General features: G+C 46.0%; 23 protein-coding genes. 19 read left to right on the forward strand and 4 right to left on the reverse strand.

Annotation, left to right across the window (positions count from 1 at the left end; translation table 11 throughout):
* Positions 1-33: 33 nt before the first annotated feature.
* Positions 34-297, reverse strand: coding sequence for a BrnA antitoxin family protein (locus HRI96_RS04100; protein ID WP_210118250.1), 264 nt, complete (start codon positions 295-297; stop codon positions 34-36).
* 287 nt (positions 298-584) lie between these two features.
* Between HRI96_RS04100 and HRI96_RS04105 the strand changes: the two genes are divergently transcribed.
* The 14 genes from HRI96_RS04105 (at position 585) to HRI96_RS04165 (ending at position 10941) form a co-directional block, all read left to right on the forward strand.
* A complete protein-coding gene (locus HRI96_RS04105) occupies positions 585-4361 on the forward strand; it encodes a right-handed parallel beta-helix repeat-containing protein (protein ID WP_210118251.1) in 3777 nt (1258 codons plus the stop codon).
* 468 nt (positions 4362-4829) lie between these two features.
* Complete coding sequence (locus tag HRI96_RS11855; RefSeq protein ID WP_346267167.1) at positions 4830-5225, forward strand: Rpn family recombination-promoting nuclease/putative transposase; 396 nt, start codon at positions 4830-4832, stop codon at positions 5223-5225.
* The gene (locus HRI96_RS11860) at positions 5143-5586 is read left to right on the forward strand and encodes an Rpn family recombination-promoting nuclease/putative transposase (RefSeq protein ID WP_346267174.1); all 444 of its coding nucleotides are present in this window, start codon (positions 5143-5145) and stop codon (positions 5584-5586) included. Before HRI96_RS11855 ends, HRI96_RS11860 begins: the two co-directional genes overlap by 83 nt.
* A gap of 210 nt (positions 5587-5796) precedes the next feature.
* Entirely contained in the window at positions 5797-6036 is a 240-nt protein-coding gene (rpsP, locus tag HRI96_RS04115) for a 30S ribosomal protein S16 (RefSeq protein WP_210118252.1), read from the forward strand.
* Between the two features lie 18 nt (positions 6037-6054).
* Entirely contained in the window at positions 6055-6288 is a 234-nt protein-coding gene (locus tag HRI96_RS04120; protein WP_210118253.1) for a KH domain-containing protein, read from the forward strand.
* Positions 6289-6297: 9 nt separating this feature from the next.
* Positions 6298-6888, forward strand: a complete 591-nt coding sequence (gene rimM / locus HRI96_RS04125; protein WP_210118254.1) for a ribosome maturation factor RimM — start codon at positions 6298-6300, stop codon at positions 6886-6888.
* A gap of 4 nt (positions 6889-6892) precedes the next feature.
* Positions 6893-7678, forward strand: coding sequence for a tRNA (guanosine(37)-N1)-methyltransferase TrmD (gene trmD / locus HRI96_RS04130; protein WP_210118255.1), 786 nt, complete (start codon positions 6893-6895; stop codon positions 7676-7678).
* A 28-nt stretch (positions 7679-7706) separates the two neighbouring features.
* On the forward strand, positions 7707-8153 hold the full coding sequence (rplS, locus tag HRI96_RS04135; RefSeq protein WP_420832847.1) for a 50S ribosomal protein L19: 447 nt from the start codon (positions 7707-7709) through the stop codon (positions 8151-8153).
* An 18-nt stretch (positions 8154-8171) separates the two neighbouring features.
* Positions 8172-9305 (forward strand): hypothetical protein, encoded by a 1134-nt coding sequence (locus HRI96_RS04140; protein ID WP_210118257.1) that lies wholly within the window; start codon positions 8172-8174, stop codon positions 9303-9305.
* Positions 9302-9562, forward strand: a complete 261-nt coding sequence (locus HRI96_RS04145) for an EscU/YscU/HrcU family type III secretion system export apparatus switch protein (protein ID WP_210118258.1) — start codon at positions 9302-9304, stop codon at positions 9560-9562. The genes HRI96_RS04140 and HRI96_RS04145 overlap by 4 nt, the downstream gene beginning before the upstream one ends.
* Positions 9555-9848: a phosphohydrolase gene (locus tag HRI96_RS04150; RefSeq protein ID WP_210118259.1), complete on the forward strand. Its 294-nt coding sequence runs from the start codon at positions 9555-9557 to the stop codon at positions 9846-9848. The genes HRI96_RS04145 and HRI96_RS04150 overlap by 8 nt, the downstream gene beginning before the upstream one ends.
* A 26-nt stretch (positions 9849-9874) precedes the next feature.
* Positions 9875-10237, forward strand: coding sequence for a YraN family protein (locus tag HRI96_RS04155; RefSeq protein WP_210118260.1), 363 nt, complete (start codon positions 9875-9877; stop codon positions 10235-10237).
* Positions 10234-10422: a hypothetical protein gene (locus HRI96_RS04160; protein WP_210118261.1), complete on the forward strand. Its 189-nt coding sequence runs from the start codon at positions 10234-10236 to the stop codon at positions 10420-10422. Before HRI96_RS04155 ends, HRI96_RS04160 begins: the two co-directional genes overlap by 4 nt.
* A 54-nt stretch (positions 10423-10476) precedes the next feature.
* Positions 10477-10941 (forward strand): hypothetical protein, encoded by a 465-nt coding sequence (locus HRI96_RS04165; RefSeq protein ID WP_210118262.1) that lies wholly within the window; start codon positions 10477-10479, stop codon positions 10939-10941.
* Between the two features lie 56 nt (positions 10942-10997).
* Here HRI96_RS04165 and HRI96_RS04170 read toward each other — a convergent pair whose 3' ends face one another.
* Entirely contained in the window at positions 10998-11828 is an 831-nt protein-coding gene (locus tag HRI96_RS04170; protein WP_210118263.1) for a pyridoxamine kinase, read from the reverse strand.
* Between the two features lie 89 nt (positions 11829-11917).
* On the opposite strand from HRI96_RS04170, the gene yiaK reads away from it, so the two are divergent.
* From yiaK to argS, 4 genes are all read left to right on the forward strand, one after another.
* Positions 11918-12967, forward strand: coding sequence for a 3-dehydro-L-gulonate 2-dehydrogenase (gene yiaK / locus HRI96_RS04175; protein ID WP_210118264.1), 1050 nt, complete (start codon positions 11918-11920; stop codon positions 12965-12967).
* An 86-nt stretch (positions 12968-13053) separates the two neighbouring features.
* Positions 13054-14748, forward strand: a complete 1695-nt coding sequence (locus HRI96_RS04180) for a DUF5312 family protein (RefSeq protein ID WP_210118265.1) — start codon at positions 13054-13056, stop codon at positions 14746-14748.
* Positions 14745-15857, forward strand: coding sequence for a purine nucleoside phosphorylase YfiH/LACC1 family protein (locus tag HRI96_RS04185; protein ID WP_210118266.1), 1113 nt, complete (start codon positions 14745-14747; stop codon positions 15855-15857). The genes HRI96_RS04180 and HRI96_RS04185 overlap by 4 nt, the downstream gene beginning before the upstream one ends.
* A gap of 213 nt (positions 15858-16070) precedes the next feature.
* Positions 16071-17879 carry an arginine--tRNA ligase gene (gene argS, locus HRI96_RS04190; protein ID WP_210118267.1) on the forward strand — a complete coding sequence of 603 codons (1809 nt, stop codon included), beginning with the start codon at positions 16071-16073 and terminating at the stop codon, positions 17877-17879.
* 101 nt (positions 17880-17980) lie between these two features.
* On the opposite strand, the gene HRI96_RS04195 is transcribed toward argS, so the two are convergent.
* Together HRI96_RS04195 and HRI96_RS04200 are read right to left on the reverse strand one after the other, a co-directional pair.
* Positions 17981-18997, reverse strand: coding sequence for a M15 family metallopeptidase (locus HRI96_RS04195; RefSeq protein WP_210118268.1), 1017 nt, complete (start codon positions 18995-18997; stop codon positions 17981-17983).
* A 70-nt stretch (positions 18998-19067) separates the two neighbouring features.
* A complete protein-coding gene (locus tag HRI96_RS04200; protein ID WP_210118269.1) occupies positions 19068-20312 on the reverse strand; it encodes an OmpP1/FadL family transporter in 1245 nt (414 codons plus the stop codon).
* Positions 20313-20642: 330 nt separating this feature from the next.
* Between HRI96_RS04200 and HRI96_RS04205 the strand changes: the two genes are divergently transcribed.
* Positions 20643-22475, forward strand: coding sequence for an ABC transporter substrate-binding protein (locus tag HRI96_RS04205; protein ID WP_210118270.1), 1833 nt, complete (start codon positions 20643-20645; stop codon positions 22473-22475).
* The last annotated feature ends 13 nt before the right edge of the window (positions 22476-22488 follow it).

The raw sequence follows: 22488 nt of genomic DNA on the forward strand, positions 1-22488 counted from the left end.
GCATTTGAAAGCGGGGATTCAGTTTAAGCATATTTATATTTGCGTTAGGGTGCCGCCGTTTAACCGTGCCCAGCGGAGCACGCCGTTCATCTTTTTTTGATAGCCTTTAGTGTCTTCGCTTTGCAGCCACTGTAAATTATCGAGATCTATTTTGAATGATACGGGTTTTTTTTCCGGTTTCCGGTTTCTAAGGTGTCCGCCTGAAAAATCTTTAATTTCGGGAATGTCCGAAAAATCAATATTTTGGCGGAGCTTTGCAACTCTCTCAGCCGTAAAATTGGCTGCACCATTTTTCATACTGCCTTTCCTCCTTATCGGCATCCCACTCGAATTTACCGTGTACAATCGTTTTGCCCATATCAACGTGTCCAAATTACTATACATATGCCATATACAATTTGTCAATATTTTTTTTATTGACGCATTTTTTTTCAGGTAATAAAACATCGGGCAATACACACGCTTGCACGAAAAGGAATGGGAAGTGTATAATAATCTGATATAATGGCGCCGTTGTGTATATGATGACTTTTTGAACGCGAGGCTCCTTTGCTAATATAGAAAAGAAAAAGGAAATTTTGAGAATGCGTAAGATTATCACGGTACTTATCGGCGCCGCTTCGATCGCGCTGCTTTTGGGCGTGACGGCTTGCAAAGAACTGTTTGCAGATATAGAAGAAGATTTTTCATATTGGGCGTCGGAACCCGCTATCACAAATTTCAGAGCGGCATCTACGGTGCAGACAAGCCCCGCAGGCGTTCAATGCGTGCCGTCGGCAAGCGATGCGGTTATCACGCTCACCGTGCGCAATCCTAAAAACTTTTCGTTCATCATGCCGGGTTCCGGAGCGCCGACGGATATCGTAACTTTCGGAAGCGGCATACACGACTTATCGGGAACTAATCCGCCTGCAGTAGGCGCCGATTATACGCTTACGCAAAGCGGACAAAATACGCTGACGCTCACGTACAGAGCGGCTTTTTTGAAACGCTATGAGCAAAGCAGCGCGAACATCGGAGCTTCGATCAAACTCTACAGTACTGACGGCAGAAAATTCAATCAAATTTATTCTTTTAGTTTGGAAGCGAACACACCGCCGCCGGATCCCGCACCCGTTGAGGCGGAAGCCGGTAAAATCGCGCTTTTTAAAACGCGTACACCCGACTCGCAGGGCAAGCACTATTACGTTTTGTGCTTTAAAGTCGCAGGTCTGCCCGGTGAAAACGTGCTGTCCGGCGTTCCTCCGAAAAAGCTGCACGGCGACCTTACACATGTATATGTGAGCAAAAACGGCGGCACTGAAACTCCATGTCCCGTTACGCTTACTACAACCGATTTTAATATTACAAACTCGGGCGGCACTTTTATCCCGGAAGCGGCTGTCGATAAGTTATCGGGTACGGAAGCGGACACCCTTTCGGGAAGTCCGCAGCCGGACGATGTTCCTTCCGGCCCGTGGGTGCTCTATCTTAAAACGGACGTTCCCGTCGGCGGAGTTACGGCAAAATACGGCATACGCCTCTTTGACGGAAAGTTTTATTCAGCGCGTGCGGAACAGACGATAGGTAAGCGCACGCTTCCCGATCCTAAGGTATTCGCCCATGCGGATATAGACAATGTAGCCGCTTTCGGTGTGTATACCGAAGCGACTAAAATTGTTACGCCGGGTACCATAGCTACCATAGACAGCAACGACTTAAACGGCGGCGGTACCCTTAACGGTTCGGACGAAACTCACGCGATCCCCGTGTACAGCGCATACGGGAAGGCCGTAAAGCTCACGATTAAGAAGCCTGACGGGACAGATTATCCTGCAGGTGTTACCGTGCGTCCGGGTGTCCAATGGGTATCGGGTTCCGACGTAGACGGCAGCATAGGCGTTAATGCGGGGCAAAGCGCCGTCGTTACGCTTCCTTCTCCGGCGGACGCAGGCGGTGAAGCCGTGTACAAAGTCAGCTTTAAAGCATCCGGCGAGGGCTTTGATGACAGCGCTACGCGTACGCTGTACTACAAAGTACGCAGGGAAATAAAAGCCGTCAACAATTTGCCGATGTGGTATATGCTCGGCGCCGCCATAGAGAAAATCGACTTAGACGAAGCAGGCACCGTCAAAATAAGCGGAACCATAAAGGCGGAAAATATCGGTTATCCTCCGCTTCCAGACGGTTCTTTAGTAGAAAACGACAGCGCTATAGAGGTCAGCGGAGAACGTGATGCGCATGATTATCCGGGCAAAACGGTTACCCTCATAGGGGATTCCAAAACATCTTCGATACTCGATGCTTCAAATCTATGCAACGTTTTTAGTATAGTTTATAATGGAAAGCTCATTCTTAAAAATGTAACGCTGCAAAACGGTAAAGCTTCCGGCGGTTACGGCGGCGGCATCTCTATAGGTGATAACGGTTCTTCATGCGAAATGACGGATACGGATATTAAGAATTGTAAAGTAATTGGAATCACCGGACAGGGCGGCGCGTTATGGGTCAGAGAAGGCGGCAGTCTCACAGTCGGATCGGGCTGCGTGATCTCCGCCAACAATGCGCCAAACGGCAAAGGTGCAGGCATCTATGTAAAAAGCGGCGGTACTTTCAATATATCGGGCAATGCAAAGATTGACGAGGGGAACGACGTCTATTTGGGAGCGGACACAGATAGTCCGTATGATCCATCAAAAAACGCAAAGATAACCGTTAACGGTGAGCTTACCGGCACTCACACCGTCGCAAAGATAACGCCTGAAGATTATGCGGCGAATCGTGTAATCGTAAAGACTTCCGGAGAAGACATCAGCGGGTATGCGGACAGGTTTAAAATAGCCGACGAGCCCAATTCCTCGCCTCCGCCTTCGACGATTTCATGGAAGCTGAAATATAACGGCGGCGCCCTCGTTTTGAAACAGGCGACGACGCCCATACCAAGCGGTTCCGATGCGTGGAAGACGCTGAAAAATTCGATTGAGGCGGAGAGCGTGGAAGACGGCGATGAATTCCTTGTACAGGGTGCTATAACGGCAACAAGCACGACGGATAACTACGGTGCGATCAGCGTAACAAAAAAGATTACCGTAAAAGGGATCGGCTCAACTCCCGTACTCAACGCAAACAGCAACGGCACCAATCGTCCTCCAACGCCTCACCGCATCTTTACCGTAGAAAACGGCGGAGAAATCACGCTTAAAGACATTACGCTCACAGGCGGAAAAGTGGCCGGTTCGGGAGAAGGAGCGCTGGGAGGCGGCATACTTGTCAAAGCGGGGGGCAAGGCAAAACTTACAAACTGTACCGTTAAAGAGTGCGGGGCAACGGGGGCAGGCGGCGGCATTTACGCAGAAGATGGTGCCGAAATTACCTTGACAAACACGCAGATAAAGAGCTGTACCGCAGACGAGAACGGCGGCGGCGTGTATGTCAAGGACAGCAAGCTTACGCTCACCAATGCAACTATCGGCGGCAGCACGGCATCCGACGGCAATAAGTCAAAAAGGGGCGGCGGTATCTACATTGCAAACGGAACGCTCGACGTTTCTGCAGGCAGCTTCATACAGCACAATCAAACAGCCGGCTCAAGCGGCCTGGAAGCCGGAGGCGGCGGTATTTTTATAAAGAGCGGAAAACTTACTTTAAACGGTACGGTCTCCGATAATACGGCTTTGAACGGTACTGCATTTGTGGTAGGCGGCGGCGTATATGTAGTATATGGTGAGTTTATAATGAAGCCCGGGGCAACGATATCGGGCAATACATCAAAATTGGGCGGCGGCGTATATATTGATGCGTATGATTCTCCAAATGGGGGAGCGGGTACCTTTACTATGGAAGGCGGAGAGATTTCCGGCTGTACGGCAGGCGGCCCCGGATTTACCGATGCGGCAGGCGGCGGTGTGTACATTAATGCCAACGGAACGCAACGCGGCACCTTTACTATGGAAGGGGGCAGCATTACCGGCTGTACGGCTGAAGTGACGTCAAACAAAGCGCACGGCGGCGGCGTGTATGCAAAGGACGGAACCGTATTTAAGATGTCAGGCAGTGCGGTTATTACACCGTCAACCCAAACGAATACCGCGACAAAGAGCTTCAACGACGTGTATTTGGATAATGATTCCAGTGGGGCGTTTATTACCGTTACCGGTGCGCTGACTAGTACTCCTACTGTAGCAAGACTCACGATGAAGGACATTGGCACTACCCCTGGGGTTGATAGTGGCTATATTGACGGACGGGTGGTTGTCAAAGGCGTTAAATCTGCTGCTGATGCGGCTAAATTTAAAGTAACACCGCGGGCAGCTACAACTCCCGCGCAGAACTGGAAAGTTGAGTGGGATAATGATAAATCAGGCGTACTGAAGAAGCAATAAGCAATAGGTAATTCACGGAGCCATAGCTCCATACAGTGCGGAGGGATAGCTCCCGACAGTATGGGCACATACATCCATAGAGTATGGGTGCATACGCCCACAGGGCATGGACGCATAGCCCCATAGAGCATTGGTACATAGACCCGCAGAGCATGGGCGCATAAGTTCATAAAGCGTGGGCGCATAGTCTGAAAAACTCGCGATCCGTCCCGTTCGATCCTTTCGTATCGCCCTATACGAACGTTTCGCATCGCCCTATTCGAGCCTCTCGTATCGAGCGGATCAGACCTGCCCACCTGTCTGGATCGAGCCTTTCGAATCGCCAGGATCGCGACTCCCGTTCCGCTCGGATCAGGGGTCCCTCATAAAATTGCTGCAACTGTGGTATAATACGACAAGAGAGGGCTGCCTATGCAAAAACGTTTTGACGATTTAACGATAACCGACGATTATATGTTTTGAGCGGTTATGCAGGATAAATCTATCTGTACGGCGGTATTGAATATGGTACTTGCAGACTCGATCGGGCCGATTAGTGATATAACCTATCAAAAAACCTTTGACCAAACAGGCTATGCAAAAAGCATACGCCTTGATGTATGGGTTACCGGAAGCAACGGCAGCGTTTACGATGTGGAGATGCAGACAACAAATAAACAAGACCTTGCTAAACGCTTACGCTACTATCAATCTGTTATCGACGTAAGCAGCCTTGAAAAAGGTGGGCATTATACCGATTTGCCGGATTCGTTTATTCTGTTTTTTTTGCCCGTTCGACTACCTGAACAGAGGCCTCCCTGTATATACCTTCAAAACGATATGCAGCGAGAATACAGAAATCGCATTACAGGACGGCATAACTAGAGTCATTATCAACAGCACTGCCGCAGATAAGACGCCTGACCCTGAACTCAAAGCTTTTTTGGAATACATGAACGGCGTTGTCAGCGATAAACCGTTTATCCGTAAAATAGACAGGTATATCAAAGAACTAAAAAAAAATGAGGAGAGGAGGAAAGAGTACATGTTAATACAATCATTTGAAATGGATGCGCGAAGGGACGGCATACAACAAGGCATAAAACAAGGTGTCCAACAAGGCTTTGCCGACGGCGCATACCAGACAAAACTTGAAACGGCAAAACTTATGCGTACGCATAATTACCCCATTGCCGAAATTTGTACAATGACCGGCCTCACCAAAGAAGAAGTGGAAAACCTTTGAGACCGGCACAAAACCTACACTTTATTACACCTCCGTGTATGGGGGTATTCTTTGCTAAGTTGAGCGTAAACTCAATGCTTGGCAGGCTTTTTACGCCCTTTGACTAAATCCTTTGTTTGCGTTAAACTATTTTCTTATATCGCATTGTATTGCGGCATATATTTTAAGACTTGACGTCATTCCGTTTGAGTCTTTTACGGAGGTAAGCAGGTGGTAAAGATCAGACTAAAGAAATTCGGCGCGCAAAAGCAGCCGTACTACCGTATTGTCGTTCAGGATTCGCGTAAGCCGCGCGACGGCGTCTGCATTGAAGAACTTGGAACATATCGGCCGATTGCAAAAGAAGGCGATCAGGTTTCTTTTAATGCCGAACGCGTTAAGTACTGGCTCAGCGTCGGCGCACAGCCTACGGAAACCGTCGGTAAATTGATCAAAAAAGCGGCAAAATAAGATATGGGAGCAGCCAGTATGGAAAAAGACCTGATCGAATATATTGCAAAATCATTGGTCGATGATCCCGATGCTGTTTCAGTAACGGAAACGGAAGGCGACAGAGGATCCGTTATTCAGCTTAAAGTTGCTGACAGCGATATTGGAAAAGTTATCGGCAAGTACGGAAGAATAGCCAAAGCTTTGCGTACCGTTTTAAGCGCGTCCGCCGTCAGAGACGGAAAACGTTACAGTCTTGAAATATTGGACTAGGGAACGAGCGTGCTTGAACAGGTTACGGTCGGTTTCGTCCGAGGCGCCCACGGCGTTACGGGGGAATTCAGAGTAGAAAGTGCTTCGGGAGAATTTGAACATATTCTTGTTCTTAGAGAAGTCACTTTGAGGGGCTCAGGCGAGCAAAAGATCTTTAAGGTCGAATATGTAAAGCCTGCAGACAGCACCTTGTATATGAAACTTGCGGGTATCGATTCGCCCGATGATGTACGAAAGTACAACAGATGGGAAATAGTTGTTCCGCGAAAATATGCCGCTCCTTTAAATAAAAACGAGTGGTATATTGACGATCTAAAACAGTGTTCTCTTGTTTATTTTGCTGAGAACAAGGACGGATTGAAAGACAAATCTGAATCCGCCGTAAAGGTGGGTACAGTCACAGACGTATTGGAAGGCGGAGGCGGTTACTTATTTGAAGTTTCTATCTCCGAGAACTGCGATCTTCTTTCAAAAGACATACGATATACGGCTTCAGGTAAAAGCAGGAGCGTATTTGTTCCTTTTAATTACGAGCACATACGCAATGTCGATGTTAAAAGAAAAGAGATTGAGTTGATGCACCTCTGGATTCTGGAGTAATTCCATGAAATTTACCGTGCTGACCTTATTCCCTGAAATCTTGAGCGCCTATTTTGAAACCTCAATCATGGCGAAAGCGGTTGAAAAGGGAATTATAGCCTACGATCTGGTGAATATCAGGGATTTTGCCATTGATAAACACCGAACCTGTGACGACAGTCCGTATGGCGGAGGAGCCGGACAGCTTATGCTTCCGGGCCCTCTCGGAAGTGCGCTTGACAGCGTACGGTCAGGCCGAAAGTACGTTATTTACGTAACTCCCGGCGGCAGACCGTTTACGCAAAAAAGAGCACAGGAGCTAAGCCTTAAAGACGAGCTTGTGATAATCTGCGGAAGATACGAAGGTATCGACCAAAGGATAATCGATTATTACGTTGACGAGGAAATCTCAATAGGAGATTACGTTATGTCAAGCGGAGAAGTGTCCTCCATCGTCATAATCGATACCGTATACAGGCTTATCGAAGGCGTAATTTCCAGCGGATCGCTTGAAGAAGAAAGCTATTCCGATGGGCTTTTGGAATATCCTCAGTACACCAGACCGCCTGTGTACAAGGGGCTTGAAGTTCCCGACGTTTTAACTTCGGGGAATCATGAAAATATTCGTAAATGGCGTCTGAAAAAACGTTTGGAAAAAACGCTTGCAAACCGTCCCGATTTGATATGGTCTTTGCGTTTGTCCGGGCAGCTTACTTTGGAAGCCGAAAAATTGATTGAGGAAATAACACAGCAGTCTTTTTTAAAAAAGGCTAAAAAGCGCAAAAGATCCGAAAGGAAAAAATCCCTTTGATCGATCGACGCGACTTTTAAATGGAGAAATTATGGATCTGATAAGAACAATTGAAGAACAAAATAAACGTCCGGGCGCCCAAAAATTTAATGTCGGCGATACCGTAAAAGTTCACTTTAAAATTGTCGAAGGTAAGACGGAACGTGTACAGATTTACGAAGGAATAGTCCTTTGTATGAAAAACAGCGGAATCGGCCGAACTTTTACCGTTCGTAAAAATTCTTACGGCGTCGGCGTCGAGCGTGTCTTCCCGTTGAATTCTCCGCGTATCATGCAGGTTGAAGTTGTTCATGCCGGAAAAGTGCGCCGTTCGAAACTGTATTATCTGCGCGATAAGGTAGGTAAGGCTGCGAAGGTTAAGGAACTGGTTGGTGGAAAAGTCGCCGCCGCTATGGCAGCTCGCAATGCCGCAGCAGCAGCCGCCGCTGCCGCTAAAGAAGCGACCGTAAAGGCCGAAGCGGAAAGCCAGGCTTAATACCGTTTAAAAATTTGTATGAGTACGTCCAGCGTATACATACATTCCGTATCTTCCCTGAACAGTCCCGGCCAAAGGTCGGAACTGCGGGAGGGAAGACTTGTATTTGTTCGTGTGCTTTCCACCGATTCCGACGGCCGCTACACGGTTTCCTTCGGCGGTTCGAAGTTTTCGGTTCATGCACGTTCTCCTCTGATTCCCGGCAGCTCTTTTCAGGCAAAAATAACATTACAAAACGGCAACGTAGCCCTCATTCCGCACGGTTCCGTTTTGCCGGACGCATTTATCCTAAAAAAAATCTTGTCCGACAATTCGTCATCCGCTCTGCAGTCTATTTCCGATCCTGTTCTCGTCGAGTATTTTTTGTCGTTGGGGCTTGTCCCCGACACATTGTCGCTCCGTCTGTTTCAACAGCTCAGAGAGCTCGGCCTGCGTTTTGATGCGCGCCTTTTATCCAAAGCGCGCTCTGCGGCTCTCCGTTTTTCGGGAGAAGAGACGGCGGCGGCGGAAGCGGCTCTTCTTCTTGAAAAAAACGGAATGGAAAGCTCCGACAAGGTGATAAAAGCCGTTTTGTCGAGCGGCCGGGAATTCGGTGAATCGAGCGGCAGAGAATTCGGCGAATCAGACAAATCGGACGGCCGGGGATCGGGTGAAGCGGATGAAGCAGGCGAAACCGCGGCGGATTTTAAATCCTTGTTTTTTGATGATGCCTCTTTTGCATACGGGAACGGCCGAAAATGCGGCGCGCTGACGCTTTTTAATCACCTTGCCGATAAGAATTCTTCCGGCGCCCATTGGATAGTTCTTCCTTTTGATTTTTCTTTTCCGGGAAAAAAAATGCTGGGCAGCGGAAATTTAAGACTTTGCCTTGATCTTGTAAAAAAGAATGTAAAAAAAATGGTCGTTTCGGCAAATACGGACGGACAGGAATATACTTTTGTGGTATACTATGATAATAAAGCGGGTGATTTTAAAAAGGTTCTTTTTTCAATCGAACCTCCGCCTTCGTCGGGTTTTGACAGAGTTCGGGACGCTCTTAAGCTTTTTTTGTCGTCAGGTGGAAACTCCGTTGAAGTTGAAAGGATTCGGGGAGAGGCGACGCCTTTTTTTACAGATAATTTGCCTGTGGATTTTGTTAGAGGCTTGGTGTGAACTTTGTCAAAAAAGCGGTTGCGCTGCGTTATCCTGAAAACGCCCAGGCTCCTTTTATTACGGCGGCGGCGAAGGGGCTGCTTGCACAGCGCCTTTTAAAAATAGCCGAAGAAAACGACATAGCCGTCGTAAGAGACGACGCTCTTGCGGAAGTTTTGTCGTTTCAGGAAGTGGGAAGCTGTATACCAGAGCAAACGTGGGAAATTGTAGCAAAAATATTTGCTTTTATCGGATATATCGGAGATAAATATGAATAATTTTATCAGGATTGAATCTTCCGACATAAAGGACGGAATGCGTTTTTCCGCCCCGGTTTTTTTTGACGACGGGAAGAACATGTTTTTGGCCGAAGGAAAAACGGTAAAGCCCTACCATATCGCAGCTTTAAAACGCTGGGCGATTCCTTTTTTGCTTACTTACGGGCGGGAAATAAAAGACAGCGCGCCTGTCGCTGCGGTTCCTGTTCCTACTGTGGTTTCTGCAGTTCCCATGGTTCAAGATGCCGAAGACGTCGAAGAATTGGAAGAACTTGAAGAAGTTTAGTTTTTCGGGCGCGATTTTTATTTACAGTGAATAAGATTGTCTTAGGCAAAAATGGAGAAGACCGTGCCGCTTTGTACCTTGAGCAGCACGGTTTTACTATTTTAGACAGAAATTGGAGGGCAAGATCCGGAGAAATTGACATAATAGCGCTCAAAGAAGAAACGATCGTCTTTGTCGAAGTAAAGACCTTACCGAGTGGAGTCATTTCCACTTTGGAACACGAATTAAACCGCAGAAAACAAAAAAGAATTACGGAAACGGCTAAACGTTTCCTTGCAATCAATCGAAAATATAATAACAGGTTTATTCGTTTTGATGTGATAGTAGTGGATATGCCGGGGTTCCCGCCCGTCTATCACATGGAAAATGCCTTTTTTGGGGTCTTATGATGACAAAAAATAATATGCGCAAAGATCCTGCGCAAGATCGTAAAGATGCTGTTTCTCCTAGAATTCTTGAGTTAAGGAAGAAAATAAGCGATAATGAGTACGTGGACGGCGCTATTCAGCGGATAGCGCAGGTAATGAGCAACAGGCTTGTAGACAATTATATGCACAGGACGCTGCACGGCTGATTCGCTCTTTTTGTAATTCATTTTACATCGCAGTGAAAATCAAAGGAAATCTTTATGGACAGAAACGGAAGACGGAAAAATCATAACAATCGTCGTAACTGGAACGATAAAAATTATAATCACAAAAATGCCGCCAATACGGCCGTACCCCACGTTGTGCCCAGAGAAACGCGTACGGATGTTTTAAATAAAGAAAAAGCTATCAGAGATTTTAAAGACAGGGAAGTTGTATGCCCCGTTTGCGGAAAAATTATAGAAGATTTGTCTTCCGCTTTGGCCGACAAAAATACAGGCGCTCCAATACATTTTGACTGCGCCTTGTCCATAGCTTCTAAAAATGAAGCGCTTAAAGAAAATGAGCGTTTTTCGTACATAGGGCAGGGGCGCTTTGCGGTTCTTTCGTTCGCCGATCCCGAGGACACGAAGCATTTTAAAATCGAAAAGATAATAGAATGGGAAGAACCCGGTAAAAAAAATGAATGGCGCTCTGAAATTTCAGGGCTTTACAGTCAGACCTAGAAGCTGATCGAACCGAGCGAACTTACAGAGTTGACCTATCCGAGCGAGCCGGCTCATCAGAGCGATCCGACCAAAAACGGAATTTCGCTTTCAAAATCCACGCCGTACCAGTTGTGCTTTTGATTTTTTACCGTCGCCTTTATCGCCCTTACTACAAAATCGGCCGCAAGAGCGACGGCCTTTTCTTCGGAAAATCCGCGTAAAATGGCTCCTGCGCATACGCTTGCAAAAATATCGCCCGTTCCGTGAAAACAGAAAGGCAGTTTTTCATGAAAATACGAAGAAAAAGCCTTCGTCTCACCGTCGTAGCACATCACTCCGATCTTTTGGCTTTCAAAACTTACGCCTTTTAAAATCACTTTTTTTGCGCCGAGCGCGGCAAGTTCAACCAATATGTTTTCTACGTATTTAAGGTCGTATCCGGAATCTTTATAAGGAATATCCAACATAAACGAAGCTTCGGTCATGTTCGGAACGATTATGTCCGCAAGGCAGGCGAGTTTTGCCATCGCCGCGGCAAATTCCTTTGTAAAGCCCGGGTATAAATTTCCGTTGTCCGCCATGCATGGGTCAACAAAAATAAGGGTTCCGCTGCTTTTAAAATCACCGAACATCTTTTTCATAAGCTCCAATTGGCGAAACGATCCCAGATATCCTGTGTAAATTGCGTCGAAACTTATTTTTTCTTTTTTCCAATGATCGAGTATCGGCGTGATGTCTTCCGTAAGATCGCGGAATGTAAACCCTTTAAAAGCAGTGTGTGTTGAAAGGACTGCAGTAGGAATTACGGCGGTCTCGACACCCATAGCGGAAATAATCGGCAGCGCAACGGTTAACGAACATTTGCCGACACACGAAATATCTTGAACAGTAACGATTCTTTTCATAAACTCTCCCGTACTTGAAAAAAGAAAGAATTTCAGTATAAGATTTATTTTAACTTTTAATGTATAATAGCTCAACAGGGGAGTATAAGATGAGTAAAAGAGTTCCTTTCGATACGCTTAAAAAGACGATAAAACAGGCTTTTTTAAATGCGGGGCTTACCGAAGAACAGGCGGAAATCTGTTCTACGATACATTCCGAATCCAGCGCAGATGGAGTTGAAAGCCACGGCTTAAACCGCGTTCCCAGATTCGTAGAATACATAAACAAGGGCTGGGTAAATCTTAAAGGATCTCCGCAGCTTTTAGGCGGGAAAGGCGCCGTTGAAAATTACGACGGTCAGCTTGGGATAGGTATTATGAACGCCCTTTTCTGTTCGGACCGCGCAGTCGAGCTTGCAAAGACGCACGGCATAGGCTGCGTAGCTCTTAAAAACACGACCCACTGGATGCGCGGCGGAACCTACGCATGGCGCATCGCCGAAAAGGGATTCGTCGGGTTTTCATGGATAAATACCGAAAGCTGTATGCCCTTGTGGGGCAGCGACGAAGTCGGAGTCGGAAACAATCCGTTTTGCATTGCCATTCCGCGGAAAAAAGGCCCTGTGATACTCGATATGGCAATGAGTCAGTACGCATACGGAAAATTGGGCGTTTACCGCCTTGCCGGAAAGCAGCTTCCGTTTCCCGGCGGCTACGATAAAGATGGAAATTTGACGACGGATCCCGGCGCGATTGAACAGTCTATGCTCGCTCTTCCCATAGGCTACTGGAAGGGCAGCGGATTGTCTTTGGCCTTGGATTTAGCCGCAGCGGTTATGGCCAACGGCCGGTCGGGAATAGACATGGACGCTGAAAACGGCGGAAGTTGCTACGGCTGCTGCCAGATATTCATAGCTTACGATCCTTATCTGTTCGGTGAAGAAAAAGAAATACAAGCGATGATGGACAGACGAGTTGCAGCCGTAAACGCAAGCCATCCTGTAAAGGGCGGGGATCGCGTTTGTTATCCCGGTGAAAGAACTCTCGCCGTAAGAGCTAGAAGCATGAAAGAAGGCGTCGCAGTTGATGAAAAAGTTTGGGCTTATGTCGAAGGAATCGCTCGCGGAAACACCGACGCAAAGGACATCGCAAGCTCTTAAACCGCTTGTTCCGCTGATGCCGAAAGTTTTAATCTTTTTTGAAGAATCTATTGTAGTTAAGGCGCTTTATACTATAAACTCTTGTTATGTCTCAAGATAAATCTGAAAATACTTTTACACATCTTGTTTCGGGGATAAGCGTTGAAGAGCGCGTCATACTGCTTGAAAAGATAAAACAGCTCTCGGAAAATCTTGCAGAACAGACGCTCGAAAGTCCGTTTAGAAAAAACGCCGATTTGGAAATTTCATTATCCGAAGAACTTAAAGAAGAATTTTTCCTTTATAAGGTCTTGCTCTGGCTTCGCTCGGTTTTAAAAAGCATCTCTTTGGAAAAACTTTACGAAAAAGACAGAATTTCAAGGCTTGCCGCGGAAATTTCTCAGGCAGCTCCCGGATTGATAGACTTTGACCGCCGCAATCTTACGACGATATCTTATAATTATTTGAGACAGCTTAAAGACTGCGCGGATTTTTTTAAAACCTATTTGAGTCCTATACAGGACGACATTGGCGCGTTTTATGTTTTTTTAGGTTCGTTCATTCTTCCTGAAGTGACGTCGCAGATAAACGAAGAAGCCGATCCTTTTTCAACGCCGCCCAGGGCTAAGGTTCCCGAAGGACACCGTTCCGCATTGGTTAGGCGCATCGATGAAATTTTGAAAAACATACCCGCCGTTTCCCGCAATATCATGTATAGATCTGTCTTATCCGTAGAGTGGCTTAGGCAATTTTCTTCTTTACCGTTTGACAAATTTTTAACTGCATTTTCAAATGTGGTTTCGGATGATCATATTTGTTCATTTGAAAAATTGGGAAACAGTTTTTCCGAATTTGTGCGGGTTTTGTCATACGGAAAATCGATCAACGGAGAAACGCTTGAAGCTCTGTTTCTTTTTTCCTCAAAAAGCAAAGACAATGCTAAGCTCGACGAATTTTTATACGTAGCGGGAAAGCACCTTTCCGCGCTTCACTTTTTTATAGTTTCGGTTCCCGTGATCTCCATAGCGAAGATCGTGTTTTCGGATTACACTTGGCGTCCCGCTCCTTTCGGCGGCGCCGAAGACTGGTTCGTAAAGTTCAAAAACGAATGGAAAAAACGTTTTGACGCGCGCTGGGAAAAATGGCTTTTCGAATGCAAAAAAGAAGAACAGCTTTTTATATTAAAAAGTAAATTCTCTTTGAATTCTTTTCCTCTCATGCCGTCCAGACCTTGGGCTGAACTGAGTGACGGTATCCGGTTCAAATACGAGATTACCGGAGGCTTTATAAACTGGTATTTGGAAAATTTCTTTTCCGAAAACATACGGATTCTTAAGGTTTTGCAGCTGGAAGGAGATTTTACGCAGAAAAACAGCAAGGAACTGCTTACCGGCGCCATAAGCGATCTTGTGTCTGTGGATTCTTCCATGAAGAATTTTAATAGGAATTTAAGAAAGGACGGAGAGATCGGCCTGTTGTTCGACGTGTTTGCAAAAGAACATTTGCGAACGATCAAAACTCAAAAAAAGATCGATTTTGTTATGACAGGTTTTGCCCAAAATATAAAAGATATGAAAATGCATTTAGGCAATGCTGTCCGCTCTTTGATTTCCATATTGCAGAGTATTTTAGGCGTGTCGGAAAACAAAGAGCCGTGCCCGATCAGAAATTTAAACACTATCTGCGGGCAAAGAAATCAAAGCTATATCGCCGAATTGAAAAAACTGCTTACAACTTTGACGGATATTCTTGAATTGCTTTGCGGAATCGAACTTTTGGAATTGGAAAGCGCGGAAGCATGAAAAAATTTTCCCTTTGCGCTTCCGGCAAAAACTATGCTCTGTTTCCCTTTATCTGTGATGAAAAAGAGCTTTCAGGCGGCGAGTACCCCGTGTGCGGGATGAGTTTGTTGCGCGCCGGTTCCATGCGTTTCAGATGGACTGAAGAAAATAAAAACAGAGATTTATTTTTTTCAACTCTTTGCGGTAAAAAAAACTTTTGCCGCGGAGGAGCGGGAAAAGCCGAAGGCTGCGTGTCGGAAACGGCGGAGATGCGGGAGATGTCATATGTGCCGACGGTTCGCGCCGAAAATTTTTTGCCGGTTCCCGTTCCGTTGGAACTCGTTCACTCCCGCGATGTTATCATACTTAGAAACGGAAAAGAAGCTCAGGGCAGGCAAGCCGACGGACTGCTTACGAAAAACAAGACGCTTTTGCCGTCCGTAACCGTCGCCGATTGCGTGCCCGTTTTTTTTTACGACAGACGAAACGGCGTTTTCGGCGTCTTGCATTCTGGCTGGAAGGGCACCGGGATCATAAAAACTGCGCTTCAAAAAGCAAAAGAGGAATTTGGGACTAGGGCGGAAGACGTGAGCGTCGTTTTGGGTCCTCACATACGTTCTTGCTGTTATATCGTAGATGAGGAGCGTGCAAATTATTTTGCCGAAAATTTTACGCCCGATTGCGTCGAAGCCGCCGAAACTTTATATTACGGCGAAACTTTAAATTCGAGTGCAGCTTTAAATTGCGGCGCAACTTTAAAGTTCGGCGCGCCGAGCGGAAATTTCAAAGGCAAAAAAATGTTCCGTCTTTCGCTTGAAAAAGCCAATTTAAGTATTTTACAAAAATGCGGAGTTCAGGCTTGCAATATTGCGCTATGCACGGACTGCACGTGTTGCTCGGAGTCGGATGAAAAAGGCGCCGGCAGTCAAGGCTGTAAATCAAGCGGCTCGGACAGATCCGGCGGGCAAAACTGCAATTCCCGCGCGGCTCCTGAATATGTTTTTGGCTCGTTCAGGCGTGAAACTTCATGCCTGGATCCCGCTCTTCCTATGGACGAGCGCTGGAAATATTTTACGGTGCAGGCGGCGTTTTGCGGGCATTTGCGTGAGTCTGACTTACAACGTCAGTGAACTAAGCGAACGGTGTTAGTCAGTTAACGGTGTGAGCATAGCGAACGGCGTTCTGGAATGCTACGTTTTGCAAAGAATCTTCATATTTGCTATACTTTGAAAATCCTGCGGGCGTTTGCGGCTCTTGCCCGCCGCTTTTGCGTTTTCATTATAGTTTGAAACGCTTCGCTTTTTCCGCATAAAACTTGTAAAAAAAAGGATTTGGAGAAAATCATGTCCGATATAAAAAACGACAGCCGCATTTTGATATGCGCGGCGCTCAATATGTTTAAAGCTTCAAAAGGAATTTCCGGGGATGAAATAGACGCCGCTTCGGTACAGCTTGAGAATCCTCCCGATCCTGATATGGGCGACCTTGGAAGTCCCCTGTTCGTTTTTGCAAAGGTCTTGCGGACGGCTCCTGCCGTTATCGCTCAAAACGTAGTAAAAATTATTTCAGAAAATAAAAACTTGGCCGGAATAGACTGTCGTTCGATAGGAGAATTTGTCGCAGAAGGTCCGTACGTAAATATAAAACTGAATAAAGTTTCGGCGATAAAGGCGGTATTGAACCGCATATATTCCGAAGGAAGCGATTACGGCTCGTTTGATGAAGAAGGTAAAAAGCCTTTGGCGAATCGCCGGGTCATGGTTGAGTATTCAAGTCCCAACACAAACAAACCTCTTCACCTTGGGCACATGCGTAACGATGCTTTGGGAGAAAGCGTGAGCCGTATTCTTAAAAAAGCCGGAGCGGAGGTATTTAAAGTCAACATAATAAACAACCGCGGTATACACATATGCAAATCGATGCTTGCATACGAGCTCTTCCACGAACCTAAGGGCGAAACGCCTGAAACTGCGGGCATGAAAAGCGATCACTTTGTAGGGCAGTGCTATGTGGAATTCGATAAATATTCCAAAGAACATCCTGAAGCAAATAAACAGGCCGAGGCCATGCTTTTGGCTTGGGAAAGCGGCGATAAAAATATTCATAAAATTTGGAAAAGGATGAACGACTGGGCTATCGAAGGAATTAAGGCCACTTACGAGCGCACAGGGGTTTCGTTCGATAAGCTTTATTATGAAAGCGAAACTTACCTTAAAGGAAAAAAAGAAATTCTTGAAGGACTTGAAAAGGGAATTTTCTATAAAGAAGAAGACGGTTCCGTTTGGGTTGACCTAAAGCCCTTAGGCATGGACAAAAACAAGGTGCTGCTTAGGAAGGACGGAACGTCTTTATACATGACTCAAGACATAGGAACTGCGATCTTCCGCCATGACGACTGGCCGTTCAATCAGCTTGTTTATGTAGTCGCTTCCGAGCAGATTCATCATTTTAAAGTGCTTTTTTATATATTGAAAAAACTCGGTTACGAATGGGCGGATAAACTGTATCATTTAAGCTACGGCCTGGTAAATCTTCCTTCGGGGCGCATGAAAAGCCGGGAAGGAACCGTAGTTGACGCCGACGATCTTATAGATCAGCTTCACGCCGACGCCTTTGAAGAGATAAAAGCAAAAGGACGCGAAGACGAGTTGGACGATGCGGACGACGTCGCCGAAAAAGTTGCGCTTGCGGCTCTTCATTATTATCTTTTACAGATTACGCCTGTTAAAGATATGCTTTTTAATCCTGAAGAATCCCTTTCGTTTAACGGCAATACGGGGCCTTATCTGCAATACATGGGCGCCCGCATAGCTTCAATTCTGCGTAAAGCTCAAGAAACGAATATCCTGCCGGCTGAAACCGAAGCCGCCTCCGAATGCCTTACTTCAAAAGCCGAATGGGATCTTATAAAGGCCTTGGGCGCCTTTCCCGAGACGGTTTTGAAGGCTGCGAACAACCTTGATCCTAGCCTTATGGCGGCGTATTTGTACGACATAAGCAAGTTATTCGGAAAATTTTATCAGTCGTGTCCGATACTGGGCGCCGAGACGGAAGTTCTGCAAAGAGCGCGCCTGCTGCTTGCAAAATGTACGCTCACGGTTCTTAAAAACGCTATGGAACTCGTCCTCATTCCGTACCTAGATAAAATGTAAAAACGGATCCGCTAATTATGTGCCGCGTGTTCCGACCGAAATCTCTTCGGTTGATTCTTACCTGCGTCGCTCCGGACGCCGTCTAAGGTGATTTAAGGTTTTTACTTTTTTGACCGCTGATACAGTATCAATTCAGGGCGATATTCAAAGTGCATGTTGTCCCAGATAGGCCATTTGCCGCCCCATATAAAACCGTTGTCTTCAAAAATTTTTATGACACCGTCGGGCGGCATCCAGCGTTCTGAAAGCGGAGTCAGCATCCAATTTTGCGGATCATGTTGAGCCTGCCAGTTCCAATATATTATTTTGTGTCCCCACCGCTTGGGAAGCACGTCCACCGCAAGCCCCATAGCGTGAAAAGATTTTCTGTTCGAATCGCGTATGTTCCGCCATAAATACCCGTCCGCCTGATAAAGATCGTCGACAAAGTCTTGTATCAGTATGTCGGTTTTGGACGCTTCGTTTATCTCGGATTCGATTTTTTTAAGAACAGGTATGATCTTTTCGTGAACGTTTAAAATTTTTCCCAAAAAAAAAGTTTTTTTGATATGTCTTTCGACAGCTCCCCTTGTTTTACAATCGTAGACGGCGTCGAAAAAATACTGCGGAGTGCCGGAGCCGTTTTGCCGATTGTCGGCCGAACTGAAAAGTCTGATTTGCTCGATTTCTTCTTGAGTGTAGGTCGAAGGATCTTTTAATTCTTTTGCGTAATTATATAAGAGCGTCCAATGTTTTTGCTTGTCGCCCAAGTGTTCGCGCGGTAGAAAACTTCCGTCTGTCCAATAAAATTCCGCCGTAGACATTGTCTGATTTTCTGGAATTTTAAGCGTTATTTTCCAATCGGAAAGATCGTCGTCATATTCCGCCGTAAACGATATGTCGGGATATGCATCCATGAAGATTTCAAGTCCGTCAGGTAAGGATTGCGTTTTTTTATTATGCGAAGAAAGAGTCGCCTTGTTTTGTCCCGATAATTTTTCTTGTAAAGCCTGTGTTTTTTGTCCGTTTATGTCCGTTTTGTCAAAAACGGGCATTGAATAAAGCCGCGACATAGATGCGACAAGGATGAAAATAAAATATGCGGCGAACGGCTTTATTGTTTCCGGAGGTTTACACATAGTCGATGCTAAAGTATCCGACGCGGTTTTCATTTTTACCGGGCATCGGATACCTGGTCTGTAAGGCGGTTTATAAAGGTCTGTACGTTACGCTGATAGCGGTTAAGAATATGTCTTTATTCAAATCCAGAGAATTTGCGTATTCTTTTTCAAAGTAATTGCTGTACATGAATGATCCCGTGAGCATGAGATTTTTGATCACCTTGTATTCGACGCCGCATCCCATAACTATGCTGTCAAGGACAGGGCTGAAGGCGCTGTTTACGTCGCTTTTGGAACCTTGGTTGCTGTACATGAGCCCTGCGGAAAAGCCGAGTTTTTCATTGAACTGATAATCTGCGCCGAGTCCCACTTCCCATGAATCGTCATAGTCAAGCGATGTTCTTCCGAGAGGATTTTCCAAGTCCGCCTGTTTGTTAAAGTAGTAGTTAAAGCTTAAACTCACGTAGAGATTGTCCAAAACGTTATAGCCTGCTCCAAGTCCCAGCACTGCAGGAAGGTCATTGTCAAAATAATCGCCTTCTTGGGCGCTTAAAATGGTAGGCGTTAAGGTTCCCGTTATTGATTTGTATTTGTAATCGAGTTTCGTTATGGTCTGGTACTGCAATCCTAAATAAAGGTTTTCTATCGGGGTTACATTTATACCGATAATCCCGCCAAGCCCGTAACCCGAAGCGTCGTAGGCCAGCTCTTTTCCACCGTTTATGGCGGAAAGGGCGGGCGCCTTTAAAGATATGTTTTGATTTCCGTGTAAAAACCTTGCGGCTAACGACAAACTTACTATGTCGTTTACCATATAAGACGCGCCCAGTATTTCACCCATCGTAACGGAATACACTTTTAGGTTGTGATTTGCGGCCGCACCTGCAAAAGCGGCTGCCAGTGTGGGATTAGTTGCAGCCTTTTGGACAAATAATCCCGCTATCGCACCGTTACCGTCGGAATAATCCAAGGATCCTCCTCCGGCGAACACTCCAAAGCCGAAAAAGGCTGCCCAATTGTCTTTTTTATAGACGATTTCCAAATCGGGGAAAAAGAAAATATTTTTGTCGTCGCTGTATTCTTTTCCGGAGACTTTCAGTTCGTTTGTGTATTTTTTAAAGATGAACTGGTCGCCTATTCCTAAATGCAAACCTTCTTCCATAAAGCCTGTCCCTGCTATGTTGTAAAGGACGGCTTCGGGGCGTTTTGTTTCCGTGAGGCGGCTTGGGTTACGAAGATAGCCTGAATTGAGATTTGTTTTATTGTCTATGCCGCCGGCAAAGAGCGACGCGAAAAAAAACGACGCGCCTATGATCGCAATAAGTTTTTTCATGATTTTCTCCGAAATTATAAGTTTTTATCGTGCGCAAAGCCGTACGTTTGTGGCCGTGCGCGCGATTTTAAATCTTTCTGATAATAGCATTATTTAAATGAATTGACAACGCGGCGATTGCGCGGCGGCGGTTGGTATGCTCGGCCGGCGAAACGCGCGCGGCACAGACTACGCGGCGATTGCACCGGCAGGACGGGCTGCGGATTAAGCGCGCGCGGGAGAGTCTGCAGCCGAGCGCGGTGTGTTGGCGCCGTTTACCGCCGCCGTTTGCGGCGCGTGTGAAAACAAGCGTTATTGACGTTAAAAAGGGCTTATGACACAATAGCGTAAATGAAAGTTTTTTCCGCCGGAGTACCCAAACTGTTCTTGCTTATCGCCGCCTTTGCCGTGTTTTCGGGATGTTCAAAAAAAATACCCGAAATGACGCTTGAAGAAATTGAAAGCGCGCGCGCAGTCGGAAATTCCGCCGTGATATCCAAAACAAAAAGCAAACCCTGGCGCGGTGAAAAATTCGTTCCGGGAAAAATCGGCGGCGACTGGAACGCTTCGATTATTTCGGATCCTAAGAGCTTTAATCAGCTGATCGCCGAGCGTGACAATTCCACCGCATCCATTGTGTCAATGATGACAACTTCTCTTGTAGATTACGATTTTGTTTTAAGACAATGGAAGGCGAAGGCCGCCTCTTTTGAAATTATTACGGATGAAGCGGCTCAAACCCTCGACGTAAAATATACTTTGCGCGGCGATCTTTTTTGGTCTTTCCCCGATTCGGACCAAAAAATTCCCGTAACTTCCGACGATATTGTTTTTTGGTATGATAAAATCGAAGGCGATCCTGTTTTTGCCAGTTCCGCATATAATTCGCAGTTTATGACTATGAGCGACGGCGCTTCCAGACGCATCACTATAGAAAAGATAGACGATAAGTCGTTTGTGTTTCATTTTCCTCGTATCATAGCAGAACCTCTTCTGGCCACGAACAGGGACATTAAGCCTTCGTTTTTGTATGCAAAAGCTTTGAAAAAAGGCGGAGCGCAGGCCGTAAAGGATATGTTTAACGCTTCCGTGGATGTTAAGACTATTCCGTCCTGCGGCATGTGGTTTTTGATCGAATACGTACCGGGACAGCGGCTTGTGTATAAGCGTAATCCTTTTTATTGGGATAAGGATGAAAACGGCACGGCGATCCCGTATAAGGATAAGTGCATAGTCCAAATAGTCGGCGACATAAACACTCAGTCCTTGCTTTTTAAACAAGGAAAGCAGGAATCACATTCCGTGCGTCCCGAAGAACTTGAAAGCCTTGTCGAAGATCAAAGGGATTATACCGTTTATAATGCGGAAGGATCTTTGGGCGCAGGTTTTTGGAGCTTTAATCAAAATCCTAAAAATAAAAATGAAGCTTTTTATAAATGGTTTACGCTAAAGGAATTCCGCCAGGCTATGAGCTGTACTTTAAACCGGGAACGCATAATAATGCAGACCTACCGCAGCCTCGCGGAGCCTAAGTATACTTTTTTCCCAAAAGGAAATCCTTATTACAATGAAGATATTGTTCTGAAATACAGATACGACCTTGTTAAGGCGTTAAAGCTGTTGGAAGGAGCCGGTTTTAGAAAGGACGGCGGATATTTATATGATCCGGACGGAATAAGGGTTGAATTTGATCTTACCGTGCCTTCCGGCGTAACGACGAATAACGACATTGCCCAGATCATAAGCGACGAATGTTCTAAGATAGGCGTAAAAGTAAATGTGCGGCAGCTTGATTTTCAAAAAATCGTCGAACAGCTTACTTCTACGTACGATTGGCAGTCTTTGATAATCGCGTTGGGGGCAAATTTATGGCCGTCTCAGGGATCGAACGTCTGGCCGTCCGACGGAAACCTTCACCTGTGGTATCCGCTGCAAAAGGAACCCGCCACGGATTGGGAAGCCCGCATAGACTATTTGTATAACGAAGGGCAATACGAGCTCCGCCATGAAAAGGCAAAGATAATTTGGGACGAGTATCAGTCCATAATCCTTGAACAATGTCCTCTTATATACCTTGTCCGCTCCCGCGCTTTTTATGCAATAAGAAACGAATGGGATCAGACTAATTTTTATTTTGATAATTTAAACGGCGCCTTAACGGACAATATTTATGCGGCACGGTAGGCGGTAGATTGCG

Source organism: Treponema parvum (genome assembly GCF_017893945.1).
Taxonomy (GTDB): domain Bacteria; phylum Spirochaetota; class Spirochaetia; order Treponematales; family Treponemataceae; genus Treponema_D; species Treponema_D parvum_A.

Excerpts from the sequence above, each read along its gene's own strand:
- HRI96_RS04150 (WP_210118259.1), top strand. The coding sequence starts at position 9,555 with ATGAATAATTTTATCAGGATTGAATCTTCCGACATAAAGGACGGAATG.
- HRI96_RS04120 (WP_210118253.1), top strand. The coding sequence starts at position 6,055 with ATGGAAAAAGACCTGATCGAATATATTGCAAAATCATTGGTCGATGAT.
- HRI96_RS04185 (WP_210118266.1), top strand. The coding sequence starts at position 14,745 with ATGAAAAAATTTTCCCTTTGCGCTTCCGGCAAAAACTATGCTCTGTTT.
- trmD (WP_210118255.1), top strand. The coding sequence starts at position 6,893 with ATGAAATTTACCGTGCTGACCTTATTCCCTGAAATCTTGAGCGCCTAT.
- HRI96_RS04105 (WP_210118251.1), top strand. The coding sequence starts at position 585 with ATGCGTAAGATTATCACGGTACTTATCGGCGCCGCTTCGATCGCGCTG.
- yiaK (WP_210118264.1), top strand. The coding sequence starts at position 11,918 with ATGAGTAAAAGAGTTCCTTTCGATACGCTTAAAAAGACGATAAAACAG.
- HRI96_RS11855 (WP_346267167.1), top strand. The coding sequence starts at position 4,830 with ATGCAGGATAAATCTATCTGTACGGCGGTATTGAATATGGTACTTGCA.
- HRI96_RS04205 (WP_210118270.1), top strand. The coding sequence starts at position 20,643 with ATGAAAGTTTTTTCCGCCGGAGTACCCAAACTGTTCTTGCTTATCGCC.
- HRI96_RS04170 (WP_210118263.1), bottom strand. The coding sequence starts at position 11,828 with ATGAAAAGAATCGTTACTGTTCAAGATATTTCGTGTGTCGGCAAATGT.
- HRI96_RS04195 (WP_210118268.1), bottom strand. The coding sequence starts at position 18,997 with ATGTGTAAACCTCCGGAAACAATAAAGCCGTTCGCCGCATATTTTATT.
- HRI96_RS04140 (WP_210118257.1), top strand. The coding sequence starts at position 8,172 with ATGAGTACGTCCAGCGTATACATACATTCCGTATCTTCCCTGAACAGT.
- HRI96_RS04165 (WP_210118262.1), top strand. The coding sequence starts at position 10,477 with ATGGACAGAAACGGAAGACGGAAAAATCATAACAATCGTCGTAACTGG.
- HRI96_RS04180 (WP_210118265.1), top strand. The coding sequence starts at position 13,054 with ATGTCTCAAGATAAATCTGAAAATACTTTTACACATCTTGTTTCGGGG.
- HRI96_RS04200 (WP_210118269.1), bottom strand. The coding sequence starts at position 20,312 with ATGAAAAAACTTATTGCGATCATAGGCGCGTCGTTTTTTTTCGCGTCG.
- HRI96_RS04160 (WP_210118261.1), top strand. The coding sequence starts at position 10,234 with ATGATGACAAAAAATAATATGCGCAAAGATCCTGCGCAAGATCGTAAA.
- argS (WP_210118267.1), top strand. The coding sequence starts at position 16,071 with ATGTCCGATATAAAAAACGACAGCCGCATTTTGATATGCGCGGCGCTC.
- HRI96_RS04100 (WP_210118250.1), bottom strand. The coding sequence starts at position 297 with ATGAAAAATGGTGCAGCCAATTTTACGGCTGAGAGAGTTGCAAAGCTC.